This is a genomic window from Lutibacter aestuarii, assembly GCF_042676885.1.
Classification (GTDB): Bacteria; Bacteroidota; Bacteroidia; order Flavobacteriales; family Flavobacteriaceae; genus Lutibacter; species Lutibacter aestuarii.
Map to the genome: position 1 here is coordinate 366482 of NZ_JBHTIC010000008.1, position 25811 is coordinate 392292.

Annotated in this window: 26 protein-coding genes and 2 tRNA genes; 20 read left to right on the forward strand and 8 right to left on the reverse strand. The window is 29.9% G+C overall.

The genetic code is table 11. The annotated features are described in order from the left end of the window. On the reverse strand, positions 1-1464 hold the full coding sequence (locus ACFQZW_RS09170) for an aminopeptidase P N-terminal domain-containing protein (protein WP_386782548.1): 1464 nt from the start codon (positions 1462-1464) through the stop codon (positions 1-3). Positions 1465-1644: 180 nt separating this feature from the next. On the opposite strand from ACFQZW_RS09170, the gene gcvT reads away from it, so the two are divergent. Then, positions 1645-2727, forward strand: a complete 1083-nt coding sequence (gene gcvT / locus ACFQZW_RS09175; RefSeq protein ID WP_386782550.1) for a glycine cleavage system aminomethyltransferase GcvT — start codon at positions 1645-1647, stop codon at positions 2725-2727. Here the strand turns inward: gcvT and ACFQZW_RS09180 are convergent. Further along, positions 2724-3263 (reverse strand): 1-acyl-sn-glycerol-3-phosphate acyltransferase, encoded by a 540-nt coding sequence (locus tag ACFQZW_RS09180; RefSeq protein WP_386782552.1) that lies wholly within the window; start codon positions 3261-3263, stop codon positions 2724-2726. The two genes, gcvT and ACFQZW_RS09180, sit on opposite strands and share 4 nt — an antisense overlap. 92 nt (positions 3264-3355) lie before the next feature. Here ACFQZW_RS09180 and rmuC point away from each other — a divergent pair, with 92 nt between their 5' ends. Continuing rightward, positions 3356-4678, forward strand: coding sequence for a DNA recombination protein RmuC (gene rmuC / locus ACFQZW_RS09185; RefSeq protein WP_298262569.1), 1323 nt, complete (start codon positions 3356-3358; stop codon positions 4676-4678). A gap of 77 nt (positions 4679-4755) precedes the next feature. On the opposite strand, the gene glyA is transcribed toward rmuC, so the two are convergent. After that, positions 4756-6030 carry a serine hydroxymethyltransferase gene (gene glyA / locus ACFQZW_RS09190; protein ID WP_298262570.1) on the reverse strand — a complete coding sequence of 425 codons (1275 nt, stop codon included), beginning with the start codon at positions 6028-6030 and terminating at the stop codon, positions 4756-4758. 120 nt (positions 6031-6150) lie between these two features. Between glyA and fahA the strand changes: the two genes are divergently transcribed. Beyond that, on the forward strand, positions 6151-7443 hold the full coding sequence (gene fahA / locus ACFQZW_RS09195) for a fumarylacetoacetase (RefSeq protein ID WP_298287698.1): 1293 nt from the start codon (positions 6151-6153) through the stop codon (positions 7441-7443). Here the strand turns inward: fahA and ytxJ are convergent. Next, positions 7421-7756, reverse strand: coding sequence for a bacillithiol system redox-active protein YtxJ (ytxJ, locus tag ACFQZW_RS09200; RefSeq protein ID WP_298262572.1), 336 nt, complete (start codon positions 7754-7756; stop codon positions 7421-7423). The genes fahA and ytxJ overlap by 23 nt on opposite strands. Before the next feature lie 133 nt (positions 7757-7889). Between ytxJ and clpB the strand changes: the two genes are divergently transcribed. From clpB to ACFQZW_RS09220, 4 genes are all read left to right on the forward strand, one after another. Further along, a complete protein-coding gene (gene clpB, locus ACFQZW_RS09205) occupies positions 7890-10478 on the forward strand; it encodes an ATP-dependent chaperone ClpB (RefSeq protein WP_386782557.1) in 2589 nt (862 codons plus the stop codon). 88 nt (positions 10479-10566) lie between these two features. Further along, positions 10567-11079 carry a phosphoglycerate mutase family protein gene (locus ACFQZW_RS09210; protein ID WP_298262574.1) on the forward strand — a complete coding sequence of 171 codons (513 nt, stop codon included), beginning with the start codon at positions 10567-10569 and terminating at the stop codon, positions 11077-11079. Positions 11080-11243: 164 nt separating this feature from the next. Next, positions 11244-11930, forward strand: a complete 687-nt coding sequence (locus tag ACFQZW_RS09215) for a DUF6799 domain-containing protein (protein WP_298287702.1) — start codon at positions 11244-11246, stop codon at positions 11928-11930. A gap of 19 nt (positions 11931-11949) precedes the next feature. Beyond that, on the forward strand, positions 11950-12858 hold the full coding sequence (locus tag ACFQZW_RS09220) for a hypothetical protein (protein ID WP_298262576.1): 909 nt from the start codon (positions 11950-11952) through the stop codon (positions 12856-12858). Between the two features lie 167 nt (positions 12859-13025). Here the strand turns inward: ACFQZW_RS09220 and ACFQZW_RS09225 are convergent, their stop codons facing one another. Next, positions 13026-14078 carry a serine hydrolase domain-containing protein gene (locus tag ACFQZW_RS09225; protein WP_298262577.1) on the reverse strand — a complete coding sequence of 351 codons (1053 nt, stop codon included), beginning with the start codon at positions 14076-14078 and terminating at the stop codon, positions 13026-13028. 115 nt (positions 14079-14193) lie between these two features. Here ACFQZW_RS09225 and smpB point away from each other — a divergent pair, with 115 nt between their 5' ends. The 6 genes from smpB (at position 14194) to ACFQZW_RS09255 (ending at position 18681) form a co-directional block, all read left to right on the forward strand. Beyond that, complete coding sequence (gene smpB, locus ACFQZW_RS09230) at positions 14194-14655, forward strand: SsrA-binding protein SmpB (RefSeq protein WP_298262578.1); 462 nt, start codon at positions 14194-14196, stop codon at positions 14653-14655. Next, positions 14655-15554 carry a geranylgeranylglycerol-phosphate geranylgeranyltransferase gene (locus tag ACFQZW_RS09235; protein ID WP_298262579.1) on the forward strand — a complete coding sequence of 300 codons (900 nt, stop codon included), beginning with the start codon at positions 14655-14657 and terminating at the stop codon, positions 15552-15554. Before smpB ends, ACFQZW_RS09235 begins: the two co-directional genes overlap by 1 nt. Before the next feature lie 2 nt (positions 15555-15556). Continuing rightward, complete coding sequence (locus tag ACFQZW_RS09240; protein ID WP_386782563.1) at positions 15557-16138, forward strand: Maf-like protein; 582 nt, start codon at positions 15557-15559, stop codon at positions 16136-16138. Positions 16139-16190: 52 nt separating this feature from the next. Next, positions 16191-17144, forward strand: coding sequence for a transketolase family protein (locus ACFQZW_RS09245; protein ID WP_298262581.1), 954 nt, complete (start codon positions 16191-16193; stop codon positions 17142-17144). Positions 17145-17196: 52 nt separating this feature from the next. Continuing rightward, positions 17197-17829, forward strand: a complete 633-nt coding sequence (locus tag ACFQZW_RS09250; RefSeq protein ID WP_386782566.1) for an outer membrane beta-barrel protein — start codon at positions 17197-17199, stop codon at positions 17827-17829. Between the two features lie 135 nt (positions 17830-17964). Continuing rightward, complete coding sequence (locus tag ACFQZW_RS09255; RefSeq protein ID WP_298262583.1) at positions 17965-18681, forward strand: outer membrane beta-barrel protein; 717 nt, start codon at positions 17965-17967, stop codon at positions 18679-18681. A 31-nt stretch (positions 18682-18712) separates the two neighbouring features. Here the strand turns inward: ACFQZW_RS09255 and ACFQZW_RS09260 are convergent, their stop codons facing one another. Beyond that, positions 18713-19540 carry an FKBP-type peptidyl-prolyl cis-trans isomerase gene (locus ACFQZW_RS09260; protein ID WP_386782569.1) on the reverse strand — a complete coding sequence of 276 codons (828 nt, stop codon included), beginning with the start codon at positions 19538-19540 and terminating at the stop codon, positions 18713-18715. Positions 19541-19621: 81 nt separating this feature from the next. Between ACFQZW_RS09260 and ACFQZW_RS09265 the strand changes: the two genes are divergently transcribed. From ACFQZW_RS09265 to ACFQZW_RS09275, 3 genes are read left to right on the forward strand one after another with little or no spacing between them, the layout of a single operon-like run. After that, positions 19622-19993: an RNA-binding S4 domain-containing protein gene (locus ACFQZW_RS09265; protein ID WP_298262585.1), complete on the forward strand. Its 372-nt coding sequence runs from the start codon at positions 19622-19624 to the stop codon at positions 19991-19993. Next, the gene (locus tag ACFQZW_RS09270; RefSeq protein ID WP_386782571.1) at positions 19977-20570 is read left to right on the forward strand and encodes an SAM-dependent methyltransferase; all 594 of its coding nucleotides are present in this window, start codon (positions 19977-19979) and stop codon (positions 20568-20570) included. The genes ACFQZW_RS09265 and ACFQZW_RS09270 overlap by 17 nt, the downstream gene beginning before the upstream one ends. Positions 20571-20575: 5 nt before the next feature. After that, positions 20576-21073, forward strand: a complete 498-nt coding sequence (locus ACFQZW_RS09275; RefSeq protein WP_298262587.1) for a phosphoribosyltransferase family protein — start codon at positions 20576-20578, stop codon at positions 21071-21073. Here ACFQZW_RS09275 and ACFQZW_RS09280 read toward each other — a convergent pair. Continuing rightward, complete coding sequence (locus tag ACFQZW_RS09280; RefSeq protein WP_386782573.1) at positions 21065-21574, reverse strand: shikimate kinase; 510 nt, start codon at positions 21572-21574, stop codon at positions 21065-21067. The genes ACFQZW_RS09275 and ACFQZW_RS09280 overlap by 9 nt on opposite strands. Before the next feature lie 121 nt (positions 21575-21695). Between ACFQZW_RS09280 and ACFQZW_RS09285 the strand changes: the two genes are divergently transcribed. The 3 genes from ACFQZW_RS09285 (at position 21696) to ACFQZW_RS09295 (ending at position 22931) form a co-directional block, all read left to right on the forward strand. Further along, positions 21696-21768, forward strand: a tRNA-Lys gene (locus ACFQZW_RS09285). A gap of 39 nt (positions 21769-21807) precedes the next feature. Next, positions 21808-21892, forward strand: a tRNA-Leu gene (locus tag ACFQZW_RS09290). A 256-nt stretch (positions 21893-22148) separates the two neighbouring features. Next, complete coding sequence (locus ACFQZW_RS09295; RefSeq protein ID WP_386782575.1) at positions 22149-22931, forward strand: dTDP-glucose 4,6-dehydratase; 783 nt, start codon at positions 22149-22151, stop codon at positions 22929-22931. Between the two features lie 9 nt (positions 22932-22940). On the opposite strand, the gene ACFQZW_RS09300 is transcribed toward ACFQZW_RS09295, so the two are convergent. Continuing rightward, positions 22941-24494: an NAD(P)/FAD-dependent oxidoreductase gene (locus ACFQZW_RS09300; protein ID WP_372801763.1), complete on the reverse strand. Its 1554-nt coding sequence runs from the start codon at positions 24492-24494 to the stop codon at positions 22941-22943. Between the two features lie 126 nt (positions 24495-24620). Here ACFQZW_RS09300 and ACFQZW_RS09305 point away from each other — a divergent pair, with 126 nt between their 5' ends. After that, a complete protein-coding gene (locus ACFQZW_RS09305; RefSeq protein WP_298262591.1) occupies positions 24621-25808 on the forward strand; it encodes a tyrosine-type recombinase/integrase in 1188 nt (395 codons plus the stop codon). The last annotated feature ends 3 nt before the right edge of the window (positions 25809-25811 follow it).

Sequence of the window (25811 nt, forward strand, 5' to 3'; positions counted from 1 at the left end):
CTAGTCTAATTTAGGCAATTTAAAATTATCCAAAACACTTGGTAATTTCATAGCTGCTTCAATTGCTTCTGATGTTCTAGGTGCCATAGCGGATAGGTTTACAGGTCCATTTTTAGTAATTAAAATGTCATCTTCAATACGAATTCCTATTCCCCACCATTTTTCATCACAAGGACTTCCTTCTGGAATGTAAATTCCAGGTTCCATGGTAACCACCATATTTTCTTCAAATTTGTTATAATTCCCAGGGTCATGTACATCTAACCCAATATGATGTGAAGTTCCATGTGGAAAATAATTATGCCTATCTTTTTCTGATGCAATTATCCCCAAATCTGCCAATCCTTTATTTATAATTTTACGAGCTATAGCATTAGGTTCAGACATTTTAGTTCCAATTTTATAAGCGGCTATTCCTGCTTCCTGTGCTTTATATACCAAATCATAAATTAATTTTTGTTCTGCAGTAAATTTTCCATTAGCAGGAATTGTTCTAGTTACATCAGCAGTATAACCATGATATTCTGCTCCTAAATCCATTAAAATTAAATTAGAATCTCCAATATGTGTTTTATTATTATCTACATAATGTAAAATACAACCATTGTTACCAGCTCCAACAATAGATGGGTATCCTTCATACTCTGCTCCGTATTTTTTATAAACAAATTCATGAACTCCTTGTGCTTCAGTTTCAGACATGTTTGGGTGCATCGCTTTCATCATTTCTAATTGCCCGACTGCAGAAATTTCAACCGCTTTTTTTAATAAAACTAATTCTTCTTTGGTTTTTATTTCACGTAAAGAAGCCATAATACCCTGTAACATATCAGTATCAATTCTTTTTTTAGTTTCATTATACATTTTATCATTTGATGGATTTTTTAAGTGAATCAAATCAAACGATACTTTTTCTTTAAATGTTTTAATTAAATCATATAAATCAGCATTATTTCTTGTATCTCTAACGTCATTTTTAAAATTTTCAAACAAAATTTTATCAAACTTTGAAAAATCTATGTCATAACTTCTAAAATCGCTACCATTAAATGCAACTCTAAAACCTAAATCATCTTGTGCACCAATAACTCCTAGCCTTTTACCTGTCCACATTTCAGCTCTTTCATTACGTTCTTGTACAAAAATTACTTCATTAAAATTGACATTATCTATGGTTTGATTTTCTTTAAAAATTAAAACCATAGCATGTGGCTCTTTATACCCTGTTAAATAGAAAAAATTAGGATCTTGATGGTAAACATAATCCACATCGTTGGCTCTATTTCTAACTGGGTTAGCAAAAAAAACAGCCACACTATTTTTAGGAAGTTTTTTTCTTAATTGCTCTCTTCTTTCCTTATGAAAATCTTTAGTTAAATAATCTTCTGGTAAAAATTTATTTTGTGCTATAGTGCTTGTTATTACAAAATAGCAAAGTCCAAGAATTACATTTTTTAGCTTCATAAGTAGTTTTTTTATCAAAAAATTTAATTCAAATATAAAAAAAGAAATATTGACACCTACAAATTCTAAAATATTAACAAATAAATATAATTTCTACATGTTTATCATAATAATAAGTTAATTTAATACCGATACATTTTATGATTATTTAGTACTTTAGCGACACAAAAATAAAACTAAATGAAAAATACTGCTTTAACTCACATTCACGAGGAATTAGGTGCTAAAATGGTGCCATTTGCAGGCTATAATATGCCAGTACAATATGAAGGTGTAAACATAGAACATGAAACTGTAAGGAACAGTGTAGGTGTTTTTGATGTTTCGCACATGGGAGAATTTTATTTAAAAGGAAAGAATGCTTTAGCATTGATTCAAAAAGTGACTTCAAATGATGCTTCTTTACTTCATAATGGAAAAGTTCAATACAGTTGTTTACCAAATAATGATGGTGGAATTGTTGATGATTTATTAGTTTATAGAATTTCCGAAGAAGAATATATGTTGGTTGTAAATGCTTCAAATATTGAAAAAGACTGGAATTGGATTTCTCAACACAACGATCTTGGAGTTGAGATGACCAATAGTTCTGACGAAATTTCTTTATTGGCGATACAAGGACCAGATGCAGCTGAAGCACTTCAATCTCTTACTGAAATTAACTTGTTTGATATGCAATATTACACTTTTGAAATAGGAACTTTTGCAGGTGTAAATGATGTGGTTGTTTCAGCAACAGGTTATACAGGATCTGGAGGATTTGAAATTTATTTTAAAAACAAAGATGCCGAGCATATTTGGAAGGAAGTATTTAAAGCAGGAGAAAAATTTGGTATTAAACCTATTGGATTAGCTGCAAGAGACACTTTACGTTTGGAAATGGGATTCTGTTTATATGGAAATGACATTAATGACACTACCTCTCCTATTGAAGCTGGTTTGGGTTGGATTACAAAATTCTCTAAAGATTTTGTAAATTCTGAAGCATTAAAAAAGCAAAAAGAAGAAGGCGTTACTAAAAAGTTAGTTGCTTTTGAATTAACTGATAAAGGAATTGCCCGCCACGGTTATGAAATTGTTGATGCGCAAGGGAAAATTATTGGGGAAGTAACTTCTGGTACTATGAGTCCTACATTAAAAAAAGCGATTGGTTTGGGCTATGTTAAAACAGCTTTTGCTAAACGCGATACAGAAATTTTTATTCAAGTACGTAAAAAAGCAATTCCAGCAAAAGTGGTACGTTTACCATTTTACAAGGGTTAACTATATTCAGGTATTTTACCTTCAACCTCTTTAAAATAAGTATAAAACAAGTCAAAATCTTTTTCCATATCGTTAGTTAAATAATAAGGATCTGAGATTTTGACTTGTTTATTTTTAAAATCTAAGGTAGCCATCACAATAGGTACGTTTGCTCCTTTTGCAATATAATAAAAACCTGTTTTCCATTTTTCAACTTTTTTTCTAGTGCCTTCAGGTGATAAAGCCAAAATAAATTTCTCATTCTTATTAAATACATCAACAATGGCTTGTACTTTATTAGTGCTTTCACTTCTATTTACTGGAGCACCACCAAGCCATCTAAAAATAAAACCAAAAGGTGGTTTAAATAACGAAGCTTTTCCAATATAATTTATTGGAGCAGCTTCTGCCCATTTAACCAATATTCCTAAGGGAAAATCAATCCAATGTGTATGAGGAGCAGCTATGATTACATATTTTTTCAATTCTTTAGGAAAACTTCCAATAATTTTCCATTTTAAAATTTTAAACAATATAAATCGAGCAAGTAGTTTCATAAGGTTGTTAATAACTCTGCTTTTATTTTTTTAGCAGTTAGTTTAGCAACAAATATAAAAATCTTACTTTTATAAACTAATATTTAAAGATAATGAATGCTATTTTTTTTTATGTTTTAATAGGAATTATTTTCTTAATTCTAGGTTTTGTTATAGGTAAACTATTTACCAAAAACAAGCTTGATAAAACAATTTCTGAGTTAGAAACAAGAAATAAACTTTTACTTGAAGAAAAAGATGTTAATTTAAATATTGTTACTAAGTTAAATGAAGAAAAATCTATTTTAAATAATGAAAAACACCTAATAGATTTGCGCTTAACTGAAAAGGTATCTGAACTTAAAAATTTAGAAGGAAAGCTACAAGAAAATAAAGCGGATGTTGAAAAGCTACAAGAAAAATTTTCTAAAGATTTTGAAATTTTAGCCAATAAAATACTCGAAGAAAAATCTACAAAATTTACGGAGCAAAATAGAGAAAATATAAAAAATATCTTAAATCCTTTACAAGAAAAAATTCAAACTTTTGAAAAAAAGGTAGAAGATACCCATAAAGAAAGCATTGATTATCACGCAGCTTTACGTCAGCAAATATTTGGGTTAAAAGAGTTGAATGAACAAATGAGCAAGGAAGCCATTAACCTTACAAAAGCATTGAAGGGAGATAGTAAAACTCAAGGAAATTGGGGAGAATTGGTTTTGGAACGTGTATTGGAAAAGTCAGGCTTAGAAAAAGATAGAGAGTATTTTGTTCAACAAAGTTTTACCAATGCAGAGGGTAAAAGAATATTGCCCGATGTAGTTATACATTTACCAAATAATAAAAAAATGGTAATTGATTCTAAAGTTTCTTTAACCGCTTATGAACATTATATAAATACAGATGAAGAAACTGAAAAAGAACGTTCCATAAAAGAGCATGTCAATTCACTAAAAAGACATATTGAGCAATTAAGCGATAAAAAGTATGGAGATATTTATGAAATGGAATCTCCAGATTTTGTACTATTATTTGTTCCTATAGAACCTGCTTTTGCCATTGCTTTAAATTACGATAATCAATTATACAATAAAGCATTTGAAAAAAATATAGTAATTGTAACGCCTACTACCCTACTTGCTACGCTTAGAACTATAGATAGTATGTGGAATAATGAAAAACAACAACGCAATGCCATTGAGATAGCTTTACAAGCAGGTAGACTCTATGACCAGTTTGTTAACCTTACTGAGGATTTAATTAAAATTGGTAATCAATTAAAAACAGTACAAGGTTCTTATGATTCTTCTATGAAAAAACTAACCGGAAAGGGAAATTTAATTAAACGAGTAGAAGCTATTAAAAAATTAGGAGCTAAAGGAAGTAAAACATTTAACGATAAGTTATTAGAACGTGCCAATGAAAATGATGAATAAATTAATTTATAATATATTTAAAAATATACGTATAAAAAAAGCCCTGTAAAATCAGGGCTTTTTTTATATCTAAATTATTACCATTTAAATAGGGGTCTTTCAGACATCATTTCATTTACTTTTTCAGCGATACTTTCAAGTTTAGCTTCATCTTCAAAATTCATAAGTACTTCATCTATTAACTCTACCACCGCAACCATATCATCTTCTTTTAAGCCTCTTGTTGTAACCGCTGCAGTACCAATTCTAATACCAGAAGTTACAAATGGTGACTTATCATCAAATGGAACCATGTTTTTATTTACGGTAATATCAGCTTTTACTAAAGCGTTTTCAGCTTCTTTTCCACTAATATTTTTGTTTCTTAAATCAATTAACATACAGTGGTTATCTGTCCCTCCAGAGATAATTTTATATCCTTTAGCAACAAATGCATCTGCCATAGCAGCGGCATTTTTTTTAACTTGTATTTGGTAATGTAAAAACTCATCTGTTAACGCTTCTCCAAAAGCAACTGCTTTAGCAGCAATTACATGTTCTAACGGACCTCCCTGATTTCCAGGAAATACGGAAGCATTAATTAAAGTTGACATTTTTTTAAGATTTCCGTTTTTTAATTTCAATCCAAAAGGATTGTCAAAATCTTTTCCAATCATAATAATACCACCTCTAGGGCCTCTCAATGTTTTATGAGTGGTAGTAGTTACAAAATGACAGTGAGGAATTGGATCATTTAAAATTCCTTTTGCTATAAGTCCAGCAGGATGAGAAATATCTGCCATTAATAAAGCTCCTACAGAATCTGCAATTTTTCTGAATTTTTCAAAATCTATATCTCTTGAATACGCTGAAGCTCCAGCAATAATCAATTTTGGTTTTTCAACTTCTGCAATTTCTTGAATTTTATCGTAATTTAAAACGCCGGTTTCTTGATCAACTCCATAAAATGAAGTTTGATACAATTTCCCAGAAAAATTAACTGGTGACCCATGTGTTAAATGTCCTCCATGAGACAAATCAAATCCTAAAATTTTATCTCCAGGATTTAATACCGCATGGTAAACAGCTGCATTTGCTTGTGAGCCTGAGTGAGGCTGTACATTCACATATTCAGCACCAAAAAGTTCTTTTGCTCTGTCTATAGCAATTTGCTCAACAATATCAACTACCTCACAACCACCGTAATAACGTTTGTTGGGGTATCCTTCAGCATATTTATTTGTTAAAACTGAGCCCATAGCTTCCATAACTTGATCACTTACAAAGTTTTCTGAAGCAATTAATTCTAAACCGTTTGTTTGTCTTTCTCTTTCGTCTTCTATTAGATCGAAAATAATTTGGTCGCGTTGCATTATTTGATACTTTTTTAAAAGTTAAATTAATGGCAAATTTAGCAAATTCATTTTGCAATTAAGAAGAAACTTATATATTTGATAATAATATTTAATAATAGAACAATATAGTTTATATATATGCAAATAACAGCAAATGATCCTAGCAGAAAATCTTGGTTAAACGTTGAAAAAGGGTGCGATTTTCCAATTCAAAATATTCCTTTCGGTGTTTTTATTACTAAAGATGATATTATTACAATTGGTACTAGAATTGGAGAGTATGCAATTGATTTAGGAGCTTTTCATCAATTAGGTTATTTTGATGGAATTCCATTAACGGATGATATGTTTATGCAAGATTCGTTAAACGATTTTATTTCAGATGGAAGAAAAACTTGGAGATTAGTTAGAAATAGAATTGCAGATGTTTTTGACGCTGAAAATTCAACTTTAAGAGATAATCAAAAACATAGAGATGTCATTATTTTTGATGTAAATGAAGTGGAAATGCTTTTGCCAATAAACGTAGGTGATTATACCGATTTTTATTCAAGTAAAGAACATGCTACAAACGTAGGTGTAATGTTTAGAGGAAAAGAAAATGCTTTAATGCCCAATTGGTTACATGTACCGGTAGGTTATCATGGTCGTTCTTCTTCAATTATTGTTTCAGGAACACCAATTAGAAGACCACATGGACAACTACTTCCAATGGGTGAAACACAACCTATTTTTGGTCCTTCAGAAAAATTAGATATGGAGCTTGAAACAGCTTTTGTAACTACCGATGTTAATAATTTGGGAGAACCTATTGGTATAGATGAAGCGGCAGACTACATTTTTGGTATGGTATTATTTAACGATTGGAGTGCTCGTGATATTCAAAAATGGGAATATGTTCCTTTAGGCCCTTTTTTAGGTAAAAACTTTGCTTCTACAATTTCTCCTTGGATAGTTACTATGGATGCCTTGGAGCCTTTTAGATGTGAGAGCCCAAAACAGGAAATTACACCGTTACCTTATTTACAACAAAAAAGAACAGATAATAGTTTTGATGTTAAATTACAAGCTTCTTTAGAAACCGAAAATGGAGATCTTAATATTTTAAGCGAATCCAACTTTAAATATATGTATTGGACAATGAATCAACAGCTTACGCATCATACAGTTAATGGATGTAACGTTAGAGCTGGAGATTTAATGGGAAGTGGAACTATTTCTGGACCTACAAAAAATAGTTATGGCTCTATGCTTGAGCTTACTTGGGGAGGAAAAGAACCAATTACATTAAAGGATGGAACTACAAGAACTTTTTTTAATGATGGCGACAATGTAATTTTAAGAGGCTATTGTGAAAATGAAAAAGTGAGAATTGGATTTGGAAAATGTACTGGAAAAATTCTACCTCCTAAATATAATCACTCAAAATAAAAGACGAAATAATATCGTAATGAGAAAAGTTTGCCACTGCTTTACCTTTGTTAATTAATAAAAGTTGAGGAGATTGATGAAAAACATCAAACTTGGTTGCAATCTCATTAGAAATCGTTCTAAACTTCAATAAATCTAAATAATAAAAAGCAACATGTTCTTCTAAAGAATTTGTTGCTTTTTCAAATTGAGTCAACACCCCTCTACTAATTCCACAGCGGGTACTGTGTTTAAAAATAACAATAGGTTTAGAATTAGATATATCAATAAGTTCATCTAATTGTTGTGTTTCAGTCAAAGGAATCCAGTTCATAACTTCTATTTAAATTAAAGACAATTTGTCGCAAACCCTTAAAAAATAAGACAAAATGACTTAAATTAGTACTTATTCTTTATTGGAATGTTATTTGAAGTTGCAAATATAAATACAAAAAAAATTAAACGTTATGAACTTTAATAATTTTACAATAAAATCGCAAGAAGCTATTCAACAAGCGCAACAAATAGCGCAAAGTTTAGAGCATCAGCAAATAGAAAATTCACATATTTTAAAAGCTATTTTTGAAGTTGATGAAAATGTAACTCCATATATATTTAATAAACTAGGTGTTAATATTGATTTACTTAAAAATTTATTAGATAAAACATTAGAAAGTTATGCAAAAGTTTCTGGAGGAGAACTGTCTTTGTCTAGAAATGCATCAAAAATGTTAAATTCTGCAACTATTGAAGCTAAAAATTTAAAAGATGAGTATGTTTCAATTGAGCATTTACTTTTAGGAATTTTCAATACTAAAGACACGACTTCACAAATATTAAAAGATCAGGGTGTAACAGATAAAGAGTTAAAAGCTGCCATAACTGAATTAAGAAAAGGAAGCAAAGTAACTTCACAAAGTGCTGAAGATACCTACAATTCATTAAACAAATATGCGCGTCATTTAAATCAGTTAGCAAAAGATGGAAAATTAGACCCAGTAATTGGTCGTGATGAAGAAATTAGACGTATTCTTCAAATTTTATCGCGTAGAACCAAAAACAACCCAATGTTGGTTGGTGAGCCAGGTACAGGTAAAACAGCAATTGCTGAAGGTTTAGCCCATCGTATTATCAAAGGAGATATTCCAGAAAATCTTAAAGATAAACAAATCTATTCCTTAGATATGGGAGCGCTTATTGCTGGAGCAAAATACAAAGGCGAATTTGAAGAACGCTTAAAATCTGTAGTCAAAGAAGTACAAGCTTCTAATGGAGAAATCGTGTTGTTTATTGATGAAATTCATACCTTAGTTGGTGCTGGAGGTGGACAGGGAGCTATGGATGCTGCAAACATATTAAAACCTGCATTAGCACGTGGCGAGTTAAGAGCCATTGGTGCCACTACCCTAGACGAATATCAAAAATATTTTGAAAAAGATAAAGCGTTGGAGCGTAGGTTTCAAAAAGTACAGGTAAATGAACCTGATACTGAAAGTGCCATTTCTATTTTACGTGGTATTAAAGAAAAATATGAAAACCACCATAAAGTTCAAATTAAAGATGAAGCAATTATTGCAGCTGTTGAACTATCGCAACGTTATATTTCGAATAGATTTTTACCAGATAAAGCCATTGATTTAATGGATGAATCTGCCGCAAAACTACGTATGGAAATCAATTCAAAACCAGAAGAACTTGATGTTTTGGATAGAAAAATAATGCAGTTAGAAATTGAGATTGAAGCCATTAAAAGAGAAAAGGATGAGAAAAAATTAACTTCTTTAAAGCAGGAACTTGCTAATTTAAAAGAGGAACGAAATGAAATAAATGCAAAATGGTCTTCTGAAAAAGAATTGGTTGATAATGTACAGGCGAGTAAAGAGGCTATAGAAAACTATAAATTGGAAGCCGAACAAGCCGAACGCGATGGAGATTATGGTAAAGTAGCAGAAATACGTTATGGTAAAATTAAGCAAGAACAAGATATTTTGGAGAAACTTCAAAAAGAATTAGCTGAAAATCAAAGTTCAGCCTTAATTAAAGAAGAAGTAACACGTGATGATATCGCCGAAGTAGTTGCCAAATGGACAGGAATTCCTGTTACCAAAATGCTACAAAGCGAACGTGAAAAATTATTGCATTTAGAAACCGAATTGCATAAAAGAATTGTGGGACAAGAGGAAGCAATTCAAGCAGTTTCAGATGCTGTAAGACGTTCTAGAGCAGGTTTACAAGATGTTAAAAAACCTATTGGTACTTTCTTATTTTTGGGTACCACAGGCGTGGGTAAAACAGAATTAGCAAAAGCCTTAGCAGAGTATTTATTTGATGATGAAAACTCTATCACTCGTATTGATATGAGTGAATATCAAGAGCGTCATGCAGTTAGTAGATTGGTAGGTGCACCTCCAGGCTATGTAGGGTATGATGAAGGCGGACAATTGACAGAAGCTGTTAGACGCAAACCATATTCAGTTATTTTATTGGATGAAATTGAAAAAGCACATCCAGATACATTCAATATTTTATTGCAAGTATTAGATGAAGGTAGATTGACCGATAATAAAGGAAGAGTTGCTGACTTTAGAAACACCATAGTAATAATGACCTCAAATATGGGAGCCCATATCATTCAAGAAAAATTTGAAGATATGGATATGGAAAAGAGAGACATAGTTACAGAAGCTACGAAGGTGGAAGTAATTGGGTTATTGAGACAAACCATTAGACCCGAGTTTTTAAATAGAATTGATGAAATAATTATGTTTACACCTTTAAACTTAGCTGAAATTCATCAAATTATTAAATTACAGCTAAATAGTTTAATTAAATTATTAAAAAAACAAGAGATACATATTGAATACACTGAAGATGTTGTAAATGCCTTGTCAAATAAAGGGTTCGATCCTCAATTTGGCGCACGACCTGTAAAAAGAGTGATTCAAAAAGATATTTTAAATGAATTGTCTAAAGAAATTTTATCAGGGAAGGTCACTGCGGATAGTCATATATTATTAGATGCTTTCGATGACAAAATTGTATTTAGAAACAAGTAATTTTTTAAAGAAACTAATTATAAAACTCCTTAGTTGAATTGACTAAGGAGTTTTTTTATGTATCTTGCTTCAAATTAAACCATGTTTTATGAGAAAAATTATATTTTTTATACTTGCAATTTCATTAATTAATATTCAAAACGTAAAGGGACAAAAAGATCAAACTACAACGTATTATTTAATAAGACATGCTGAAAAAGACAGAACAAATAAAACCAATACAAATCCAAACTTAACTGAAATTGGTTTACAAAGAGCCCAAAATTGGGCAAAGGTTTTTAAAAATGTGACTTTTGATTTTATTTATACTACAAATTATAAAAGAACCATACAAACAGCACAACCAACAGCTTTAAGTGCTAATTTAGAAATATTGTTTTACAATCCTCGAGATTTATATAATGAGGAATTTAAAGAAAAAACAACAGGTAAAACAGTTTTAATTGTTGGACATAGCAACACTACACCTCAGTTTGCAAATAAAATTTTAGGCATTCAAAAATATTCAGATATTGATGATACCAATAATGCAAATCTTTATATAATCACTCTTACAAATGGTTTAAAAAATGATATTTTATTAGAAATCAACAGCCATTAATACAACTATTCATAAAACTTTGATATAATATCCCTCTATCACTTTTTTCAAATTTTAATTAAACCTATAGAAATATTTGAGGTCTAAATTTTAATAGTTCGCAAAAGCAGCTTTAAAAAGCAAAGTTTGCGAATAATTAAAATAAATATTTAAAGGTTTATATTATGAGAAAAATAGTCAATATTTTAATTTTTATAGTTTTAGGAACTATTGGATTAGTAGCACAAAACAAAGATCAAGATAAAAATCGAGACCAAACAAGATTCATGTTGGTTGATGGGGAAGTACTTCAAATAAGAGATCGTGATCAAATTCGTTTAAAAGATAAAATAACTTTAAACGATGGTACCATCGTAAATCCGGATGGAACTTACCAAACTAGAGATCGAATCAAATTACGTTTAAAAGATGGCTCATGTTTAGATAGTGATGGAATTTTATATAGAAATGAATATCAATACCGATATAAAATTCAACAAGAAAATAAAGGGCTATCAGAAGCTCAAATTCAAGTTAGAAATCAAAATAGATTTCAGATTATAAATATTGATGGTCAGATGTATCAAATAAGAAACCAAGAGCAAAATAAGATTCAAGAACAGCTTAATTTAGGAAATGGAACTGTTGTAAATCCTGATGGAACTTTTCAAACAAAAGCACGTCAACAGTTACGTTTAAAAGATGGTGAATGCATAAACTTAAATGGAGAAATGTATAAAAACACCTATATGCATAGAAAAATGGTTGTTCAAAAAAATAAGAAAGCTACCAAAACTATGACTAAAAAAAAGCTACAAATGAAGCCAAAATCACAAAAAAAAGGAATGAAAAAGGGTTCCGGACAGATGTAAAAATTTTAAATAAATTAAAATGGACACCTATAAATTTAAATTTCTTTTTATTGCGCTTTTTGTCATATTTGGTACAACAGTAGCTGCTCAAACTAAAAACAACAATCCTGAAAGTATCAATACCAAAGACTCGTATTTCTCAATGGATATAAATTATATTAGCGATGCCATATTTATGGGTAGAAAAGATTCCATTGAATCTCCTTACCTTTACCCTTCACTTATGTATCATCACAAATCTGGTTTCTATACTAAAGCTTCTTTTTCATACTTAACAAAAAAAAATGAAAGTAGAATTGACGTATTTTTAATCTCTGCAGGTTACGATTTTAATATCGGTAATTTTTACGGTGATATATCAGCTACTAAATACTTTTTTAATGAGGATAGTTACAATGTAATTTCTGAAGTAATAGCAGATTTCACTACTAATTTTTTATATGATTTTACTATTGTAGATCTTTCATTATCAGCTAGTGCATATTTTAATACTAGTGATAATTCGGATTTATTTCTATCCTCTGAAATAAGTCATGATTTTATAACAAACAACTATAAATTTCAAATTTCTCCAACCATAGGAGTTTATTTTGGTTCACAAAACTTTTACCAAGAATATTTTGTAAATAACAGATTTACTAGAGGAAGTGGCTCTGGCGGTAGTGGTCATGGGAATGGAAGTGGAATGAATAACATATCAGAAACTATTATAACGACTGTTGAAGTCCAAGAAAGTGAACAATTTAGCTTTATGGCTTTAGAATTTGGTGTACCCATGTGGTATCGTCAAAATTCATTTACATTTTCATTTTTACCAACCTTAGTTTTACCTCAAAATGAATCTAATTTATTGGTGGATTCAACATTGGTAAAAGAAAATTTAGAAACCTCATTTTATTGGGTTTTAGGAATTGCTTATAATTTTTAACGGTATTTTATAAGATTTGTACAACTGGAAAATCAGAGATTTTTCGGTTGTTACAAATTGTTAGTTGAATGTTTGTTGTTTGATTAGTTTAAATTTAAACATAAATTTTATGAGGTGTTGTGTATAGTTATTTTATGAATAAAAAAAGACATTGATTAAGTTTTATGTTAGTCTAAAAACTCTAATATTTCTTCTATAAATCTTTCAGGGAAAGCACCTTTTAAGTTTGTTAAGACAATAATTGTAACTTCTTTATCTAAGAATGTAAGTGCAGCTGATCTACCACCTCCAATTGAGGCTATAATTTTTGATTTATTTGGTTTAATCATAATTGGAGTCCCAATGGCATAACCGTTAAGAGTTCCACCAAATCCTTTCGTTTCTCCATTATTCAAAATTGCTGGAGTCCAAAGTGTTGAAAGGTTTTTTGGTTTTTTTAGAAAAGTGCCATTTTGTAGAGCAAGATGCCAATTAGCCAACTCTATTGCAGTTGAACTCATCCCTGCAGCTGTTCTAAACTCTTCAGGGAACTCTTCATAAGCATGAGTTAAAGATCCATTGATGAAGTAAGTATAACCTCTAGCTGAGTGCGGAATTACGCTTTGGTAATGCCCAAAACCCGATTCCATAGTTCTATCTGCAGAAATCAATTTTAGTTGACGTTCTTTAATAAATTCCTGAAAAGTTGAACCACTAATCTTGTTGATGATTTTACCAATAATCACATAATTTGTCTGATTGTATTGAAAATTACTATTTGGTTCAAATACCATGGGAAGTTTCTGAACTTCTTCCCAACTAGCAATAATTTTTGCATTATAGTCCATCATATTAGGGAGTCCAGAAGTATGGGTAAGCATTTGCTTAATAGTTATACTTTTCCAGTTATCGGGTAAACTATCAATATAGTTGGAAATAGGATCTTCTAAAGCAATTTTTCCTTCCTCAACTAATTGCATAACTGCAACTCCTGTAAATGCTTTAGTCATAGAATTAATGGCAAAAGTTGTCTCTGAATCTACTCTTATAGAATCCTCAATATTAGCTATTCCGTAGGCGCCGGTTTTGATAATCTTGTTGTTTTTTACGATTGCTAATTGCAGTCCAGGAATACTTTTTTCCTGCATTTTTGATTTAATGTATTTGTCTATGTTATCAGATTGACAAAAAACATTTAAAGAAGCAATTAATGTTAATATTGAAAGAAATATTTTTTTCATGAATATTTAGGTTTATTTTACAGACGATAAGAATTCTTCTTTGTTACATTTAACCACGCACAACATTAAAAAAACTAATAATTTTATTTATATTTTGTAGTACATTTGCATTTATATGCAGAAGAAAATCAATATAAAAAATAAAAAAGCTCGCTTTGAATACGAAATACTAGACAAGTATATTGCAGGTATTCAATTAACAGGTACTGAAATAAAATCTATTAGAGAAAGCAAGGCTAGAATTACCGAAAGTTTTTGTGAGTTTAATGAAAAAGGCGAATTGTTTGTTGTAAATATGTTTATTGAAGAGTATTTATACGGTCATGCATTTAATCATAAACCAAAAAGCGAACGCAAATTGTTGTTAAATAAAAATGAGTTAAAAAAACTTCAAAAAGAAGTACAAAACGTAGGACTTACCATTGTTCCTTTGCGCTTATTTTTAACAGAAAAAGGATGGGCAAAACTTGAAATAGCACTATGTAAAGGAAAAAAGACTTATGATAAACGTGAAACTATAAAAAATAGAGAAAATAAAGTTAATTTAGACCGACTTAAAAAAAGTTTCAATCAGTAATGATCAAAATTAGTGCATTTTTAAATTTAGTTAGATGGAAAAATTTAGCACTGATTATTTACATTCAAATAGTCTTAAAATATGTATTTTTTAATGCATTTAAGGTACCAACACAATTAAACACCGTACAATTTAGTGTTTTAATAGCAGCTATAGTTTTTATTACTATGGCAGGTTATATTATTAACGATATTTTTGACCTTAAATCTGATCAAATTAATAAACCTCATAAAGTTATTGTAGATAAACATTTTTCAACTATAGTTGCGAAGAAATTTTATCTTTTCTGCAATGTTTTAGGAATCATTTTAGGAGTTGCTATAAGTCTAAATGTTCAACAACCTTCACTAACCTTTATCTTTTTAAGTACCTCACTTCTCCTCTACTTTTACTCAAAAAATTTAAAATCAAAACCACTTATTGGAAATCTTATTGTTTCATTTTTAATTGTATTAAGCATTTTAACGTTAGCGATATTTGATCTTAAAAGCTTACAAATAACGTTTCCTTTTACCGTTATTTTAACGCTATGTCTTTTTGCTTTTTTTTTAAATTTAGCAAGAGAAATTATTAAAGACATTGAAGATATAAATGGTGATTACAAATTAAATATGAACACTTTGCCTATACTTTTAGGAAGTAAAAGGGCTAGATATATAGCTGCTTTTTTATGCGCTCTACCTCTAGGATTACTACTTTTTTTAGTTATAAATTTTAATGAATCACATCTGTTTACAAAAAGCTATTTAGTTGTTTTTGTAATATTACCATTATTGTTTGTTATCCTAAAATTATTAAAAGTAACATCTAAAAAAAGCTTAAATAACATAAGTGCAATGCTAAAAATCATCATGTTTTTAGGAATCAGTTCACTCATTATATTTTCATTAAATAAATAATTATGCTTTTAGAAAAATTTAAAAACTATCATATTATTTTAGCTTCAGGATCACCTAGAAGACAAGAATTATTTAAAGAATTAGGGTTAGATTACACTATAAAAGTAAACACTGTTGAAGAAAAATATCCATTTGATTTAAAAGCGGAGGAAATCACTAATTTTTTAGCACTTCTAAAAGCAAAATCTTTTGAAAATGAATTGAAAAATAACGAGTTAGTAATTACGTCTGATACCATTGTTTGGCTTAAAAACAAAGCCTTAGAAAAACCAAAAAACAAACAAAAAGCTATTGAGATGCTTCTTAAATTATCAAATAAAAATCATAAAGTTATTACCTCTATCTGTTTAAAAACTAACCACATGGAAAAAGTTTTTCACGATGAAACTATCGTTCATTTTAAAGAGTTATCTTTAGAGGAAATAACCTATTATGTTGACAATTACCACCCTTTTGATAAAGCAGGAGCTTATGGAATACAAGAATGGATAGGTTTTATAGGAGTTACTCGTATAGAAGGTAGTTACTTTAATGTAATGGGCTTACCTGTTCATAAACTCTATGAAGAATTATTAAATTTTTAGCACCATATCACTAAATATCCTTATTTTTGACCGATTTTTAATAAACAACACAATGAAAAAATACACCTTTACAGAAAAAAAAGATACACGATCAGGTTTTGGAGCTGGTTTGGCTGAATTAGGAGACAAAAACGAAAATGTAGTAGCACTTTGTGCGGATTTAATTGGTTCCTTAAAAATGGATAAATTTATTGAAAATCACCCAGAGCGTTTTTTTCAAGTTGGAATAGCTGAAGCAAATATGATGGGAATTGCTGCCGGTTTAACCATTGGCGGAAAAATTCCATTTGCAGGTACTTTTGCTAATTTTGCTACAGGAAGGGTTTATGATCAAATTCGTCAATCCATTGCTTATTCTGGAAAAAATGTAAAGATTTGTGCTTCTCATGCTGGTTTAACCTTAGGTGAAGATGGTGCAACACATCAAATTTTAGAAGATATCGGGCTTATGAAAATGCTTCCAGGTATGACTGTAATCAATACTTGTGATTACAATCAAACAAAAGCAGCTACTATTGCTATTGCAGATCACGTAGGCCCTGTGTATTTACGCTTTGGTCGTCCATCAGTTCCTGTATTTATGCCAGAAAATGAAAAATTTGAAATAGGAAAAGCAATTCAATTAACAGAAGGTACTGATGTTACTATAGTTGCAACTGGACATTTAGTTTGGGAAGCTTTACAAGCATCAGAACAATTAGAAGCAAAAGGGGTTAGCGCAGAAGTAATCAATATTCATACGATTAAACCTTTAGATAATGAAGCTATTTTAAAGTCTGTAGCAAAAACAGGGTGTATTGTTACTGCTGAAGAACATAATATTTTAGGAGGATTAGGAGAAAGTGTTGCACGAGTTTTAAGTTTAAACAATCCTGTTCCACAAGAGTTTATTGCAGTAAATGATAGCTTTGGAGAATCTGGTACTCCAGCTCAATTAATGGAAAAATATGGTTTAAATAGTGCCGCGATAGTTTCGGCTGTAGAAAAAGTAATCAAAAGAAAATAACTTTTTAGAATCTCCGTTTAACTAGTATTATAAACTCTAAAATTTAAAATTTATGAAAAAAAGAATTCTAGTATGCTCTTTAGCTTTTATTGCAACGGTTTTCACTATAAATGCACAAAGTTCTTTTGGTATAAAAGGTGGGCTAAGTTATAATTCAAACGGTGAGCTAAAAGAATATTTTAATAATATAGAAACGGTTATAGATAACAAAGGGAAAGGAAAATCAGGATATAATTTAGGTTTTTATGGTAAATTAGACTTAGGTCCTATTTATCTTCGACCAGAATTAGTTTATACTAAAACTACAAGTGAATACGAATTAAACTCAGGAGCAACTGAAGATTATAAAATTTCTAAATTAGACATGCCTGTTTTAGTTGGATTTAAATTGATTGGTCCATTAAATGTTTTTGCAGGACCTGCTTTTCAGTACTATTTAGATAACGACTTACATGGTTTAAATTTTAAAGATATTGAAAATGAATTTTCAGTAGGTTTAAATATTGGTGCTTCTATTGAGTTAGGTAGAATTGGCTTAGATGTTAGATATGAAAGAGGTTTAAGTGAAAATGAAGCTAATTTTGTAAATGATAATATTGTAGATACCTCATATCGTTTAGATTCTAGACCAGAACAAATTATTTTCAGTTTGTCTTATCGGTTATCTAACAGCAACAAACATTAAGTATAAAATTAACAAATAACAACAAAAAGACTCCACATTAAGGAGTCTTTTTTAATAGTAAATATGTCTAATTACTACTTAGTATCATTTTATTTTATATATTTATTTTTTATTAAAACAAAACCCTAATCAAAAATGAGAAAGAAAACCCTACTATTTATTTTTTCAATTTTAACTATTTATACTGTTAAAAGTCAAGAAATTAATATTGGAATTAAAGGTGGATTGAATTATAATACTATTGGTGATTTATTGCATTTAGGAACATCTACTGGAGGTGGTATTGGTGTAACACCTTCTGGAGACTATTACTATAGTGCAGATGGTAAAACTGGTATAACATTTGGAATCTTTGCAAAAATTAATTTTAATAGGTTTTATATTCAAACAGAAGTTAATAGTACAACATTAAATAATAGTTATCCTTTAGCTTTTAAAACTTCTAATTGGGAAGCCAAAACAGTTGAAATTCCACTGCTTTTTGGATATAGACTTTTTGGTCCAGCTTCCATATACTTAGGAGGAAATTATAGAATAAATAATGAAGTAACTTTAGAAGGTGTTGAGTATCCTATTCTTTACGAAAAATCAGTACTAGGTGTAAACGCTGGAATTCAATTAGATTTTAATTTAGCAATTATAGATTTAAGATATACTTATGGAATTACCCAAGAAGAATCTCAGCGTATAGACATTGTTAGATCAACTTATGGTACTAATGTTGCTTACTTGAGCTCTTACAACCCAAGTCAAATCGCAGTAACTGTAAGTATCCCATTAATTTCTTTTAATAAAGCTGAAGGTACAGGAAGATCAAAAACCAAGTGGCGTGGGCAAAATTGTTTAGACTAAAAAAAAGCTTCTCAACTGAGAAGCTTTTTTTTTAATTATCTGTATCTAAATAATCTGGAATACCGTCACCGTCTGTATCATCATTTCGAGGGTCTCCATCATTATTTGCATCTTCATCTTTGGTTAAAATTCCATCATTATCATCATCTACATCTAAATAATTTGGAATAGTATCTCCGTCGGTATCATCATTTTTCACATTTCCATCATTATCTAAATCTTCATATTTAGACAAAATACCATCGTTGTCATCATCAGCTTCATTTACATCATTTAATGTAATTTGAAAAACTAAAGGAGAGTCTTGAGGTATTGATAATTGAGTAACATTTCTATAAGCTAAACCTGAGGGAATAAATAAGATTCCTTTTCCAGAATTTTCATAGTAAAATGATTCATCAGCATTCACTACCTTAGTACCAGCTTTAAAATTGGTAAATCCGTAAGACCAACCATCTATTACGCCACTTAAAGAAAACCAAATATTGGTAGATCTAGCGTCAAAAACTGTGCTATCTAATAACATTCCAGTGTAAGTAACTAATACAGAATCAGCTCTTGATGGTGAAGAAGTAGTCCCTTCCTCCTGCTTTAAATAGTATAATTTATAGGAAACATCATCTTGAGTTATATGTTGAGTTTCAACTTGATCCATTAAAGGGGTTTCTCCATTAGTAATCGTCCATATTCCACCATCATCTTCATTTAAATAATGTGTTTGTAAGTACTCTATTAAAGTAACATCATCTTTTAATGATTGCCCTGCTGCATCATAATCTTCAACAGTATTATTATCATCACCACAAGAAAAAAACAGCATACTAACAGCTAACAAAGCTAGTAAATTTTTAAATTTCATTTATTTCAAATTTTAAGTGCGCAAGATAGTATTTTCATATCTTTGTTGAAAGAGAAATGCTGAAATTTAACGATATTTTATATGCGGATTGATAAGTATTTATGGTGTATTAGATTTTATAAAACAAGAAGTATTGCTACAGATGCTTGTAAGAAAGGACATATTAAAATTAATGGTGATGCTTTAAAACCTTCTAAAATGATTTTTCCAGGAGAAATTTTAACTATTAGAAAGCATCAGGTAAACTATAAAATTGAAGTTTTAGACCTGCCTAAAAGTAGATTGGGAGCTAAATTACTTGACTTGTATAGAAAAGATATGACGCCTGCAGAAGAGTTTGAAAAAATGGAACTGTTGAAATATTCGAAAGATTATTACAGAAAAAAAGGAACAGGAAGACCTACAAAAAAAGATAGAAGAGATTTAGATGAAATTTATGAAGAAGACTATTAAATTGGACAAATTATATTGGGAAGCTAAATATGAACAACAAAAAACAGGTTGGGATATTGGCTATATTTCAACACCTATAAAAGAATATATAGATCAATTAAAAGATAAAACTCTAAAAATATTAATTCCAGGAGGAGGAAATAGTTATGAGGCAGAATACTTATTAAATAGTGATTTTAAAAATGTTAATGTACTTGATATTGCTGCACAACCTTTAAAAAATTTACAAAAACGAAGCCCTAATTTCTCAAAAAATCAACTAATACAACAAGATTTTTTTGAACATTCAAAAACCTACGACCTAATTATTGAACAAACATTTTTTTGCGCTTTAGACCCTGTATTAAGAGAAAAGTATGCTAATAAAATGTTTGATTTATTAAATCCAAAGGGCAAACTAATTGGAGTGCTATTTGATTTTGAATTAACTAATGAAGGCCCACCATTTGGAGGAAGTCTTATTGAATATATTCAATTATTTTACGCTAAATTCGAAATTAAAATTTTAGAAAAATGTTACAATTCTATCAAACCAAGAAAAGGAAAGGAATTGTTTTTTATCTTTGAAAAAAAATAACCATCATGGAGCTTTCAACTATTTTAACGAACGAGCAAATTCAAAATAAAACAAGAAGAATTGCGTATCAAATTTATGAAACCAATTGTAATGAAAAAGAAATTATTATTGCTGGTATCAATGGCAATGGTTTTATTTTTGCAAAAAATATCACAAAAATATTAAACGATATTTCAGATTTGAAAGTGGTATTATGTGAGGTTCAAATGGATAAAAAAAATCCGCTTAAAAGTATTACTACCGATATTGAGGCAAAAGTTTACAAAAATAAATCGTTAGTTTTAGTAGATGATGTATTAAGCTCTGGAACTACTTTAATGTATGGAATAAAACATTTTTTAGAAGTTCCTTTAAAACGATTTAAAACCGCAGTACTTATCAATCGAAATCATAAAAAATACCCTGTTAAAGCAGATTTCAAAGGAATTTCACTATCTACTTCTATGAGAGAACATATTGCGGTAGTTTTTGAAAAAAATAAAGCGTACGCTACGTTAGAGTAAGGCAACAACTTCTTCTTCAATAGTTTCAATAGTTTTGTGATCTACACTAATGGTGTAGTTAGATTTTTCGTAGAATTCATTTCTCTCGAATAAATGTTTGGCAATGTATTCTTTTAAATTTTCAACACCAATAGTAGCCACTAAAGGTCGTTCTGAAGTTTCATTTTTTAATCGCTCAAAAATGGTATTTATAGAAGCTTTTAAATAAAATGATATGCTGTATTTTTTTATAATTTCTAGATTATTTCCATAACAAGGTGTGCCTCCACCACAAGAAATAACAGTGTTTGTATTTTTTTTTAAAATTTCTTTTAAATATTCTCCCTCTTTAATTCTAAAGTAAATTTCACCCTTGGTTTGAAATAATTCAGAAATCGTTACACCTTCGTTTTCTTCAATAAACACATCTAAATCAATAAATTGTAAATTCAATTTTTTAGCTAATACTTTGCCTATTGCAGATTTTCCACTTGCCATATACCCCATTAAAACGATATTCATTGCTCTCAATTTTTCTGTTCATTAAATAAAAAACAAATATCGTTTAAAATTCTACATAAAAAAACTTGTATTTTTAACTTTAGATAGTATCTTTGCACTCGAATTGCTGAAAAGGATAATTGACCTGGTAGCTCAGTTGGTAGAGCACCTCCCTTTTAAGGAGGTGGTCCTGGGTTCGAGCCCCAGCCCGGTCACAAAAAGTTAAGCTATGTGCTTAACTTTTTTTGTTTATAGCGCGTATGGCGGAATTGGTAGACGCGCCAGCTTGAGGGGCTGGTGTTCGCTTAGAACGTGCTGGTTCGAATCCAGTTACGCGCACTTTTTTAAACAACTTAAAAAGATTTTTTTGAGTTGCTTACCATAAAAAAAATCTTATCCTATACATTTACTACCTGTAAATTAATCAAATAAATTTAGCTATAATTTTACCTTTGAATTAAAGAAACTGGGAGATTCATAATAAAAAGGCAGCTAAAATAACCCATATAAGTTATACATTTGCTAATATTAAAAATAAGAAGGTTGTACAGGGTATTAAAAATAACTTTACAACTAATTATAAAATTCATAATAATTGAAAAATACAATTTCTATACTTGGTTGCGGCTGGTTAGGGTTGCCTTTGGCAAAACTACTATTAAATAATGGTTTTTTTATAAAAGGAAGTACAACTTCATTAAAAAAAACAAGTTATTTTAAAACTTTAAGTATTGAGCCTTATTTAATTGATTTAGAGAATGTAAGAAAACTTGATACCACCTTTTTAAATAGTGGTATTTTAATTATTGCCATTCCTTCAAAAAATATTGAAGGCTTTAAAATTTTAGTTGATTTTATTAGAGAATCTTCAATAAAAAAAGTGATTTTTATTAGCTCAACTTCTGTATATCCTTCATCAAATAGTATGGTGAATGAAACTTCAAAATTGGTTGATTCTCCTTTAGTAAGTATTGAAAATTTAATTAAAAACAATTCTATCTTTAGTACAACAATTGTTCGATTTGCAGGTTTGTTTGGGTATGATAGAAAACCTGGTAACTTTTTTAAAAATGGAAGAAAAATTTCGAACCCTAACGGATTTGTAAATATGATTCATCAAGATGACTGCGTTCAAATACTGTTAAAAATTATTGAAGGCAACCACTGGGGAATTACTTTAAATGCTTGTGCCGATACGCATCCAACTCGTAAAGAATTTTATACCAAAACAACTTTAGACATAGGAAATCCCCTCCCTCTATTTGTTGAAAATAAGAACGATACGTATAAAATTATTAGCAATAAAAAATTAAAAAAAACATTGAATTATACTTTTAAATATGCTGATTTAATGAAATTAGATTATCGTAAGTTATAAAATAATATTTTACAAACCAACGCTAGCAGCTTCTGCACAACGTTCACCATCCATTGCTGCTGAAACAATTCCTCCAGCATACCCACCACCTTCTCCACAAGGGTACAAACCTTTAATTTGTGGGTGTTCTAAGGTTTTATTTCTAGGAATTTTTACAGGAGAAGATGTTCTAGACTCTACTCCAATAATAGTAGCTTCATTGGTATGATAGCCTTTCATTTTTTGTCCGAAAGCTTTAAAACCGCCTCTAAGCCTCCCTCCTATATTTTTTGGCAATAATGAATGTAAAGGCGCTGACTTTATTCCTGGTTGATAAGAAGTACTATTTAAAGTGGCAGATAATTTACCATCTACAAAATCAACTAAACGCTGTGCAGGTGCAGTTTGACTTCTTCCACCGGCTTGATACGCTAATTTTTCCAATTCTTTTTGAAACTCCAATCCTTTTAACACTCCAAAACTTTCGTAGTTGTACAAATCTTTTTCAGCATTAATTTCAACTACAATTCCAGAATTTGCATACAAGTTATTACGTTTGGAAGGGGACATTCCGTTAACAACCACTTCACCATTTGCAGTAGCTGCAGGAACAATAAAACCACCAGGACACATACAAAATGAATAAACTCCCCTATTTTTTACCTGATGTACCAAGCTATAGGAGGCTGCAGGTAACAAAACATCTCGTTCTCCTTTACAATGGTATTGAATGCTATCAATAATATGTTGAGGATGTTCCACACGAACTCCCATTGCAAATGATTTAGCTTCTAATGCAATTTGTTTGTTGTGTAATAAGTAAAAAATATCTCTTGCTGAATGTCCGGTTGCTAAAATAACACGCTCTACAGGTAACTCTTTGTTATTTTGTAAAGTAATAGATTTGATAGCACCTTGTTTGATAGAAAAATCAGTAACACGCGTTTCAAAATAAATTTCACCTCCAAATTTTAAAATGGTTTCCCGAATATTTTTTACCACTTTAGGTAATTTGTTTGTTCCAATATGTGGATGTGCATCCACTAAAATTTGATCGGTAGCACCATGATATACTAAATTTTCAAAAATACGACGTACATCACCACGTTTTAAACTTCTTGTATATAATTTTCCGTCAGAATATGTTCCAGCACCACCTTCACCAAAACAATAATTAGAATCTTCGTTTACTTTATGAAATTGATTAATAGCACGCAAATCACGCCTTCTATCACGTACGTTTTTACCACGTTCTAAAACAATGGGCTTAAAACCTAACTCAATACATCGCAAAGCTGCATACATTCCAGCTGGACCAAATCCGATAATATGTATTTCTTTTGCGTTAGAAACATCTTTATAGTCGAAAAAATAGGTGGTAGTTTTTGGAGTTTCATTTATAAAAACATCTACCTTGTAATTAAAAACTATAAGTGCTTTACGAGCATCAATAGATTTACGAATTACTTTTATTGCTGTAATTTCATTTTCTAAAATACCCAATTGTTGAGCCGCTTTTTTTTGTAAAAAGCCACCTTGTTTTTCTTCAACAATAGTAACTCTAAGTTGTATGCTTTGTATCATTGCTGCAAAAATACTTAAAATCGCATGATTTTATTCAATTATTTTAAGTTGTAATCATCTAATAATCAATTTTATTTCTCCATAAAAAAAGTTTATTTGTGTATTTTTTTGTATTTTTGAATTGCTATGAACAATTCTTCTGTTAAAAAAACTGTTATCCTTTTAAAAAAAGTTGTACATCGAAATGAGGTTCAATTAGTTCTTATTTTTGAGTTTGATTTAACGTTAAAAGATAAAATAAAGGAATTAAATGGGTATAAATGGAGTAAAACCTTACGAGGTTGGTATACCATATTTACGCCAAAAAATGTAGCAATTTTAAAAGAAAAACTTAAAAATGTAGCAGATTTTAAACTACACACCTCTATTTACCAAACCATTACGGTAAAACCAAAAAGGCCACAAAGGAATATTTCTGCTAAAAACTTAGTTATTTTAAATTTATATATAAAGTATTTAAAAGGTAAACGTTATAGTGATAGTACCATTAAAACCTATGCAACTTTTATCGCTGATTTTTTTGATTATTTAAAAGATACCGATTTAGTAACCATAACCAATAAACAGGTAGAATTATTTATTGAAGATGTGTTTGTACCTCGAAATTATAGTATCAGTTCTCAACGTCAATTTATCAGTGCTATTAAGTTATTTAAAGCCTTTTATCCTGAGTGTAACATAGAAGAAATTCAATTAAAAAGACCTAAACGAAGTAAATTATTACCTTTAGTATTAAGTAAGGAAGAAATTGTTGACTTATTACGCTGTACTAAAAATTTAAAGCACAGAGCCGCTTTGGCAATGATTTATTCAGCAGGATTGCGTATAAGTGAATTGCTTCATTTACAATTACATCATATTGATATAGATAGAAGACAAATTATTGTAAAAAACAGTAAAGGACGTAGAGATAGGAATGTAATTTTAGCTGAAAGTTTTATACCATTGCTATTAAATTATTTAAACAGTTACCAGCCTACCCTGTTTTTTATTGAAGGCAAGCCAGGAGAAAAATACAGTCCAGAAAGTGTTCGAAGTTTTTTAAAACGTTCATGTGAATATGCCAAAATTACCAAAAGAGTTACCCCACATACTTTACGACATAGTTATGCTACCCATTTATTAGAAAACGGTATTGATTTGCGGTACATTCAAGAACTACTTGGGCACGCAAAGCCCGAAACTACAATGATTTATACCCATGTAACAAAAAAAGATTTATTAAAAATTGAAAGTCCGCTAGATTTGGCAGTGAAAAATTTAAGCGAAAAATCATCCGCTGCCAATAAGTTAAGATTGTCTGATAATTATTAAAAA

Coding starts and splice junctions, on each gene's coding strand:
- ACFQZW_RS09170 (WP_386782548.1), bottom strand. CDS start 1,464: ATGAAGCTAAAAAATGTAATTCTTGGACTTTGCTATTTTGTAATAACA.
- gcvT (WP_386782550.1), top strand. CDS start 1,645: ATGAAAAATACTGCTTTAACTCACATTCACGAGGAATTAGGTGCTAAA.
- ACFQZW_RS09180 (WP_386782552.1), bottom strand. CDS start 3,263: ATGAAACTACTTGCTCGATTTATATTGTTTAAAATTTTAAAATGGAAA.
- rmuC (WP_298262569.1), top strand. CDS start 3,356: ATGAATGCTATTTTTTTTTATGTTTTAATAGGAATTATTTTCTTAATT.
- glyA (WP_298262570.1), bottom strand. CDS start 6,030: ATGCAACGCGACCAAATTATTTTCGATCTAATAGAAGACGAAAGAGAA.
- fahA (WP_298287698.1), top strand. CDS start 6,151: ATGCAAATAACAGCAAATGATCCTAGCAGAAAATCTTGGTTAAACGTT.
- ytxJ (WP_298262572.1), bottom strand. CDS start 7,756: ATGAACTGGATTCCTTTGACTGAAACACAACAATTAGATGAACTTATT.
- clpB (WP_386782557.1), top strand. CDS start 7,890: ATGAACTTTAATAATTTTACAATAAAATCGCAAGAAGCTATTCAACAA.
- ACFQZW_RS09210 (WP_298262574.1), top strand. CDS start 10,567: ATGAGAAAAATTATATTTTTTATACTTGCAATTTCATTAATTAATATT.
- ACFQZW_RS09215 (WP_298287702.1), top strand. CDS start 11,244: ATGAGAAAAATAGTCAATATTTTAATTTTTATAGTTTTAGGAACTATT.
- ACFQZW_RS09220 (WP_298262576.1), top strand. CDS start 11,950: ATGGACACCTATAAATTTAAATTTCTTTTTATTGCGCTTTTTGTCATA.
- ACFQZW_RS09225 (WP_298262577.1), bottom strand. CDS start 14,078: ATGAAAAAAATATTTCTTTCAATATTAACATTAATTGCTTCTTTAAAT.
- smpB (WP_298262578.1), top strand. CDS start 14,194: ATGCAGAAGAAAATCAATATAAAAAATAAAAAAGCTCGCTTTGAATAC.
- ACFQZW_RS09235 (WP_298262579.1), top strand. CDS start 14,655: ATGATCAAAATTAGTGCATTTTTAAATTTAGTTAGATGGAAAAATTTA.
- ACFQZW_RS09240 (WP_386782563.1), top strand. CDS start 15,557: ATGCTTTTAGAAAAATTTAAAAACTATCATATTATTTTAGCTTCAGGA.
- ACFQZW_RS09245 (WP_298262581.1), top strand. CDS start 16,191: ATGAAAAAATACACCTTTACAGAAAAAAAAGATACACGATCAGGTTTT.
- ACFQZW_RS09250 (WP_386782566.1), top strand. CDS start 17,197: ATGAAAAAAAGAATTCTAGTATGCTCTTTAGCTTTTATTGCAACGGTT.
- ACFQZW_RS09255 (WP_298262583.1), top strand. CDS start 17,965: ATGAGAAAGAAAACCCTACTATTTATTTTTTCAATTTTAACTATTTAT.
- ACFQZW_RS09260 (WP_386782569.1), bottom strand. CDS start 19,540: ATGAAATTTAAAAATTTACTAGCTTTGTTAGCTGTTAGTATGCTGTTT.
- ACFQZW_RS09265 (WP_298262585.1), top strand. CDS start 19,622: ATGCGGATTGATAAGTATTTATGGTGTATTAGATTTTATAAAACAAGA.
- ACFQZW_RS09270 (WP_386782571.1), top strand. CDS start 19,977: ATGAAGAAGACTATTAAATTGGACAAATTATATTGGGAAGCTAAATAT.
- ACFQZW_RS09275 (WP_298262587.1), top strand. CDS start 20,576: ATGGAGCTTTCAACTATTTTAACGAACGAGCAAATTCAAAATAAAACA.
- ACFQZW_RS09280 (WP_386782573.1), bottom strand. CDS start 21,574: ATGAATATCGTTTTAATGGGGTATATGGCAAGTGGAAAATCTGCAATA.
- ACFQZW_RS09300 (WP_372801763.1), bottom strand. CDS start 24,494: ATGATACAAAGCATACAACTTAGAGTTACTATTGTTGAAGAAAAACAA.
- ACFQZW_RS09305 (WP_298262591.1), top strand. CDS start 24,621: ATGAACAATTCTTCTGTTAAAAAAACTGTTATCCTTTTAAAAAAAGTT.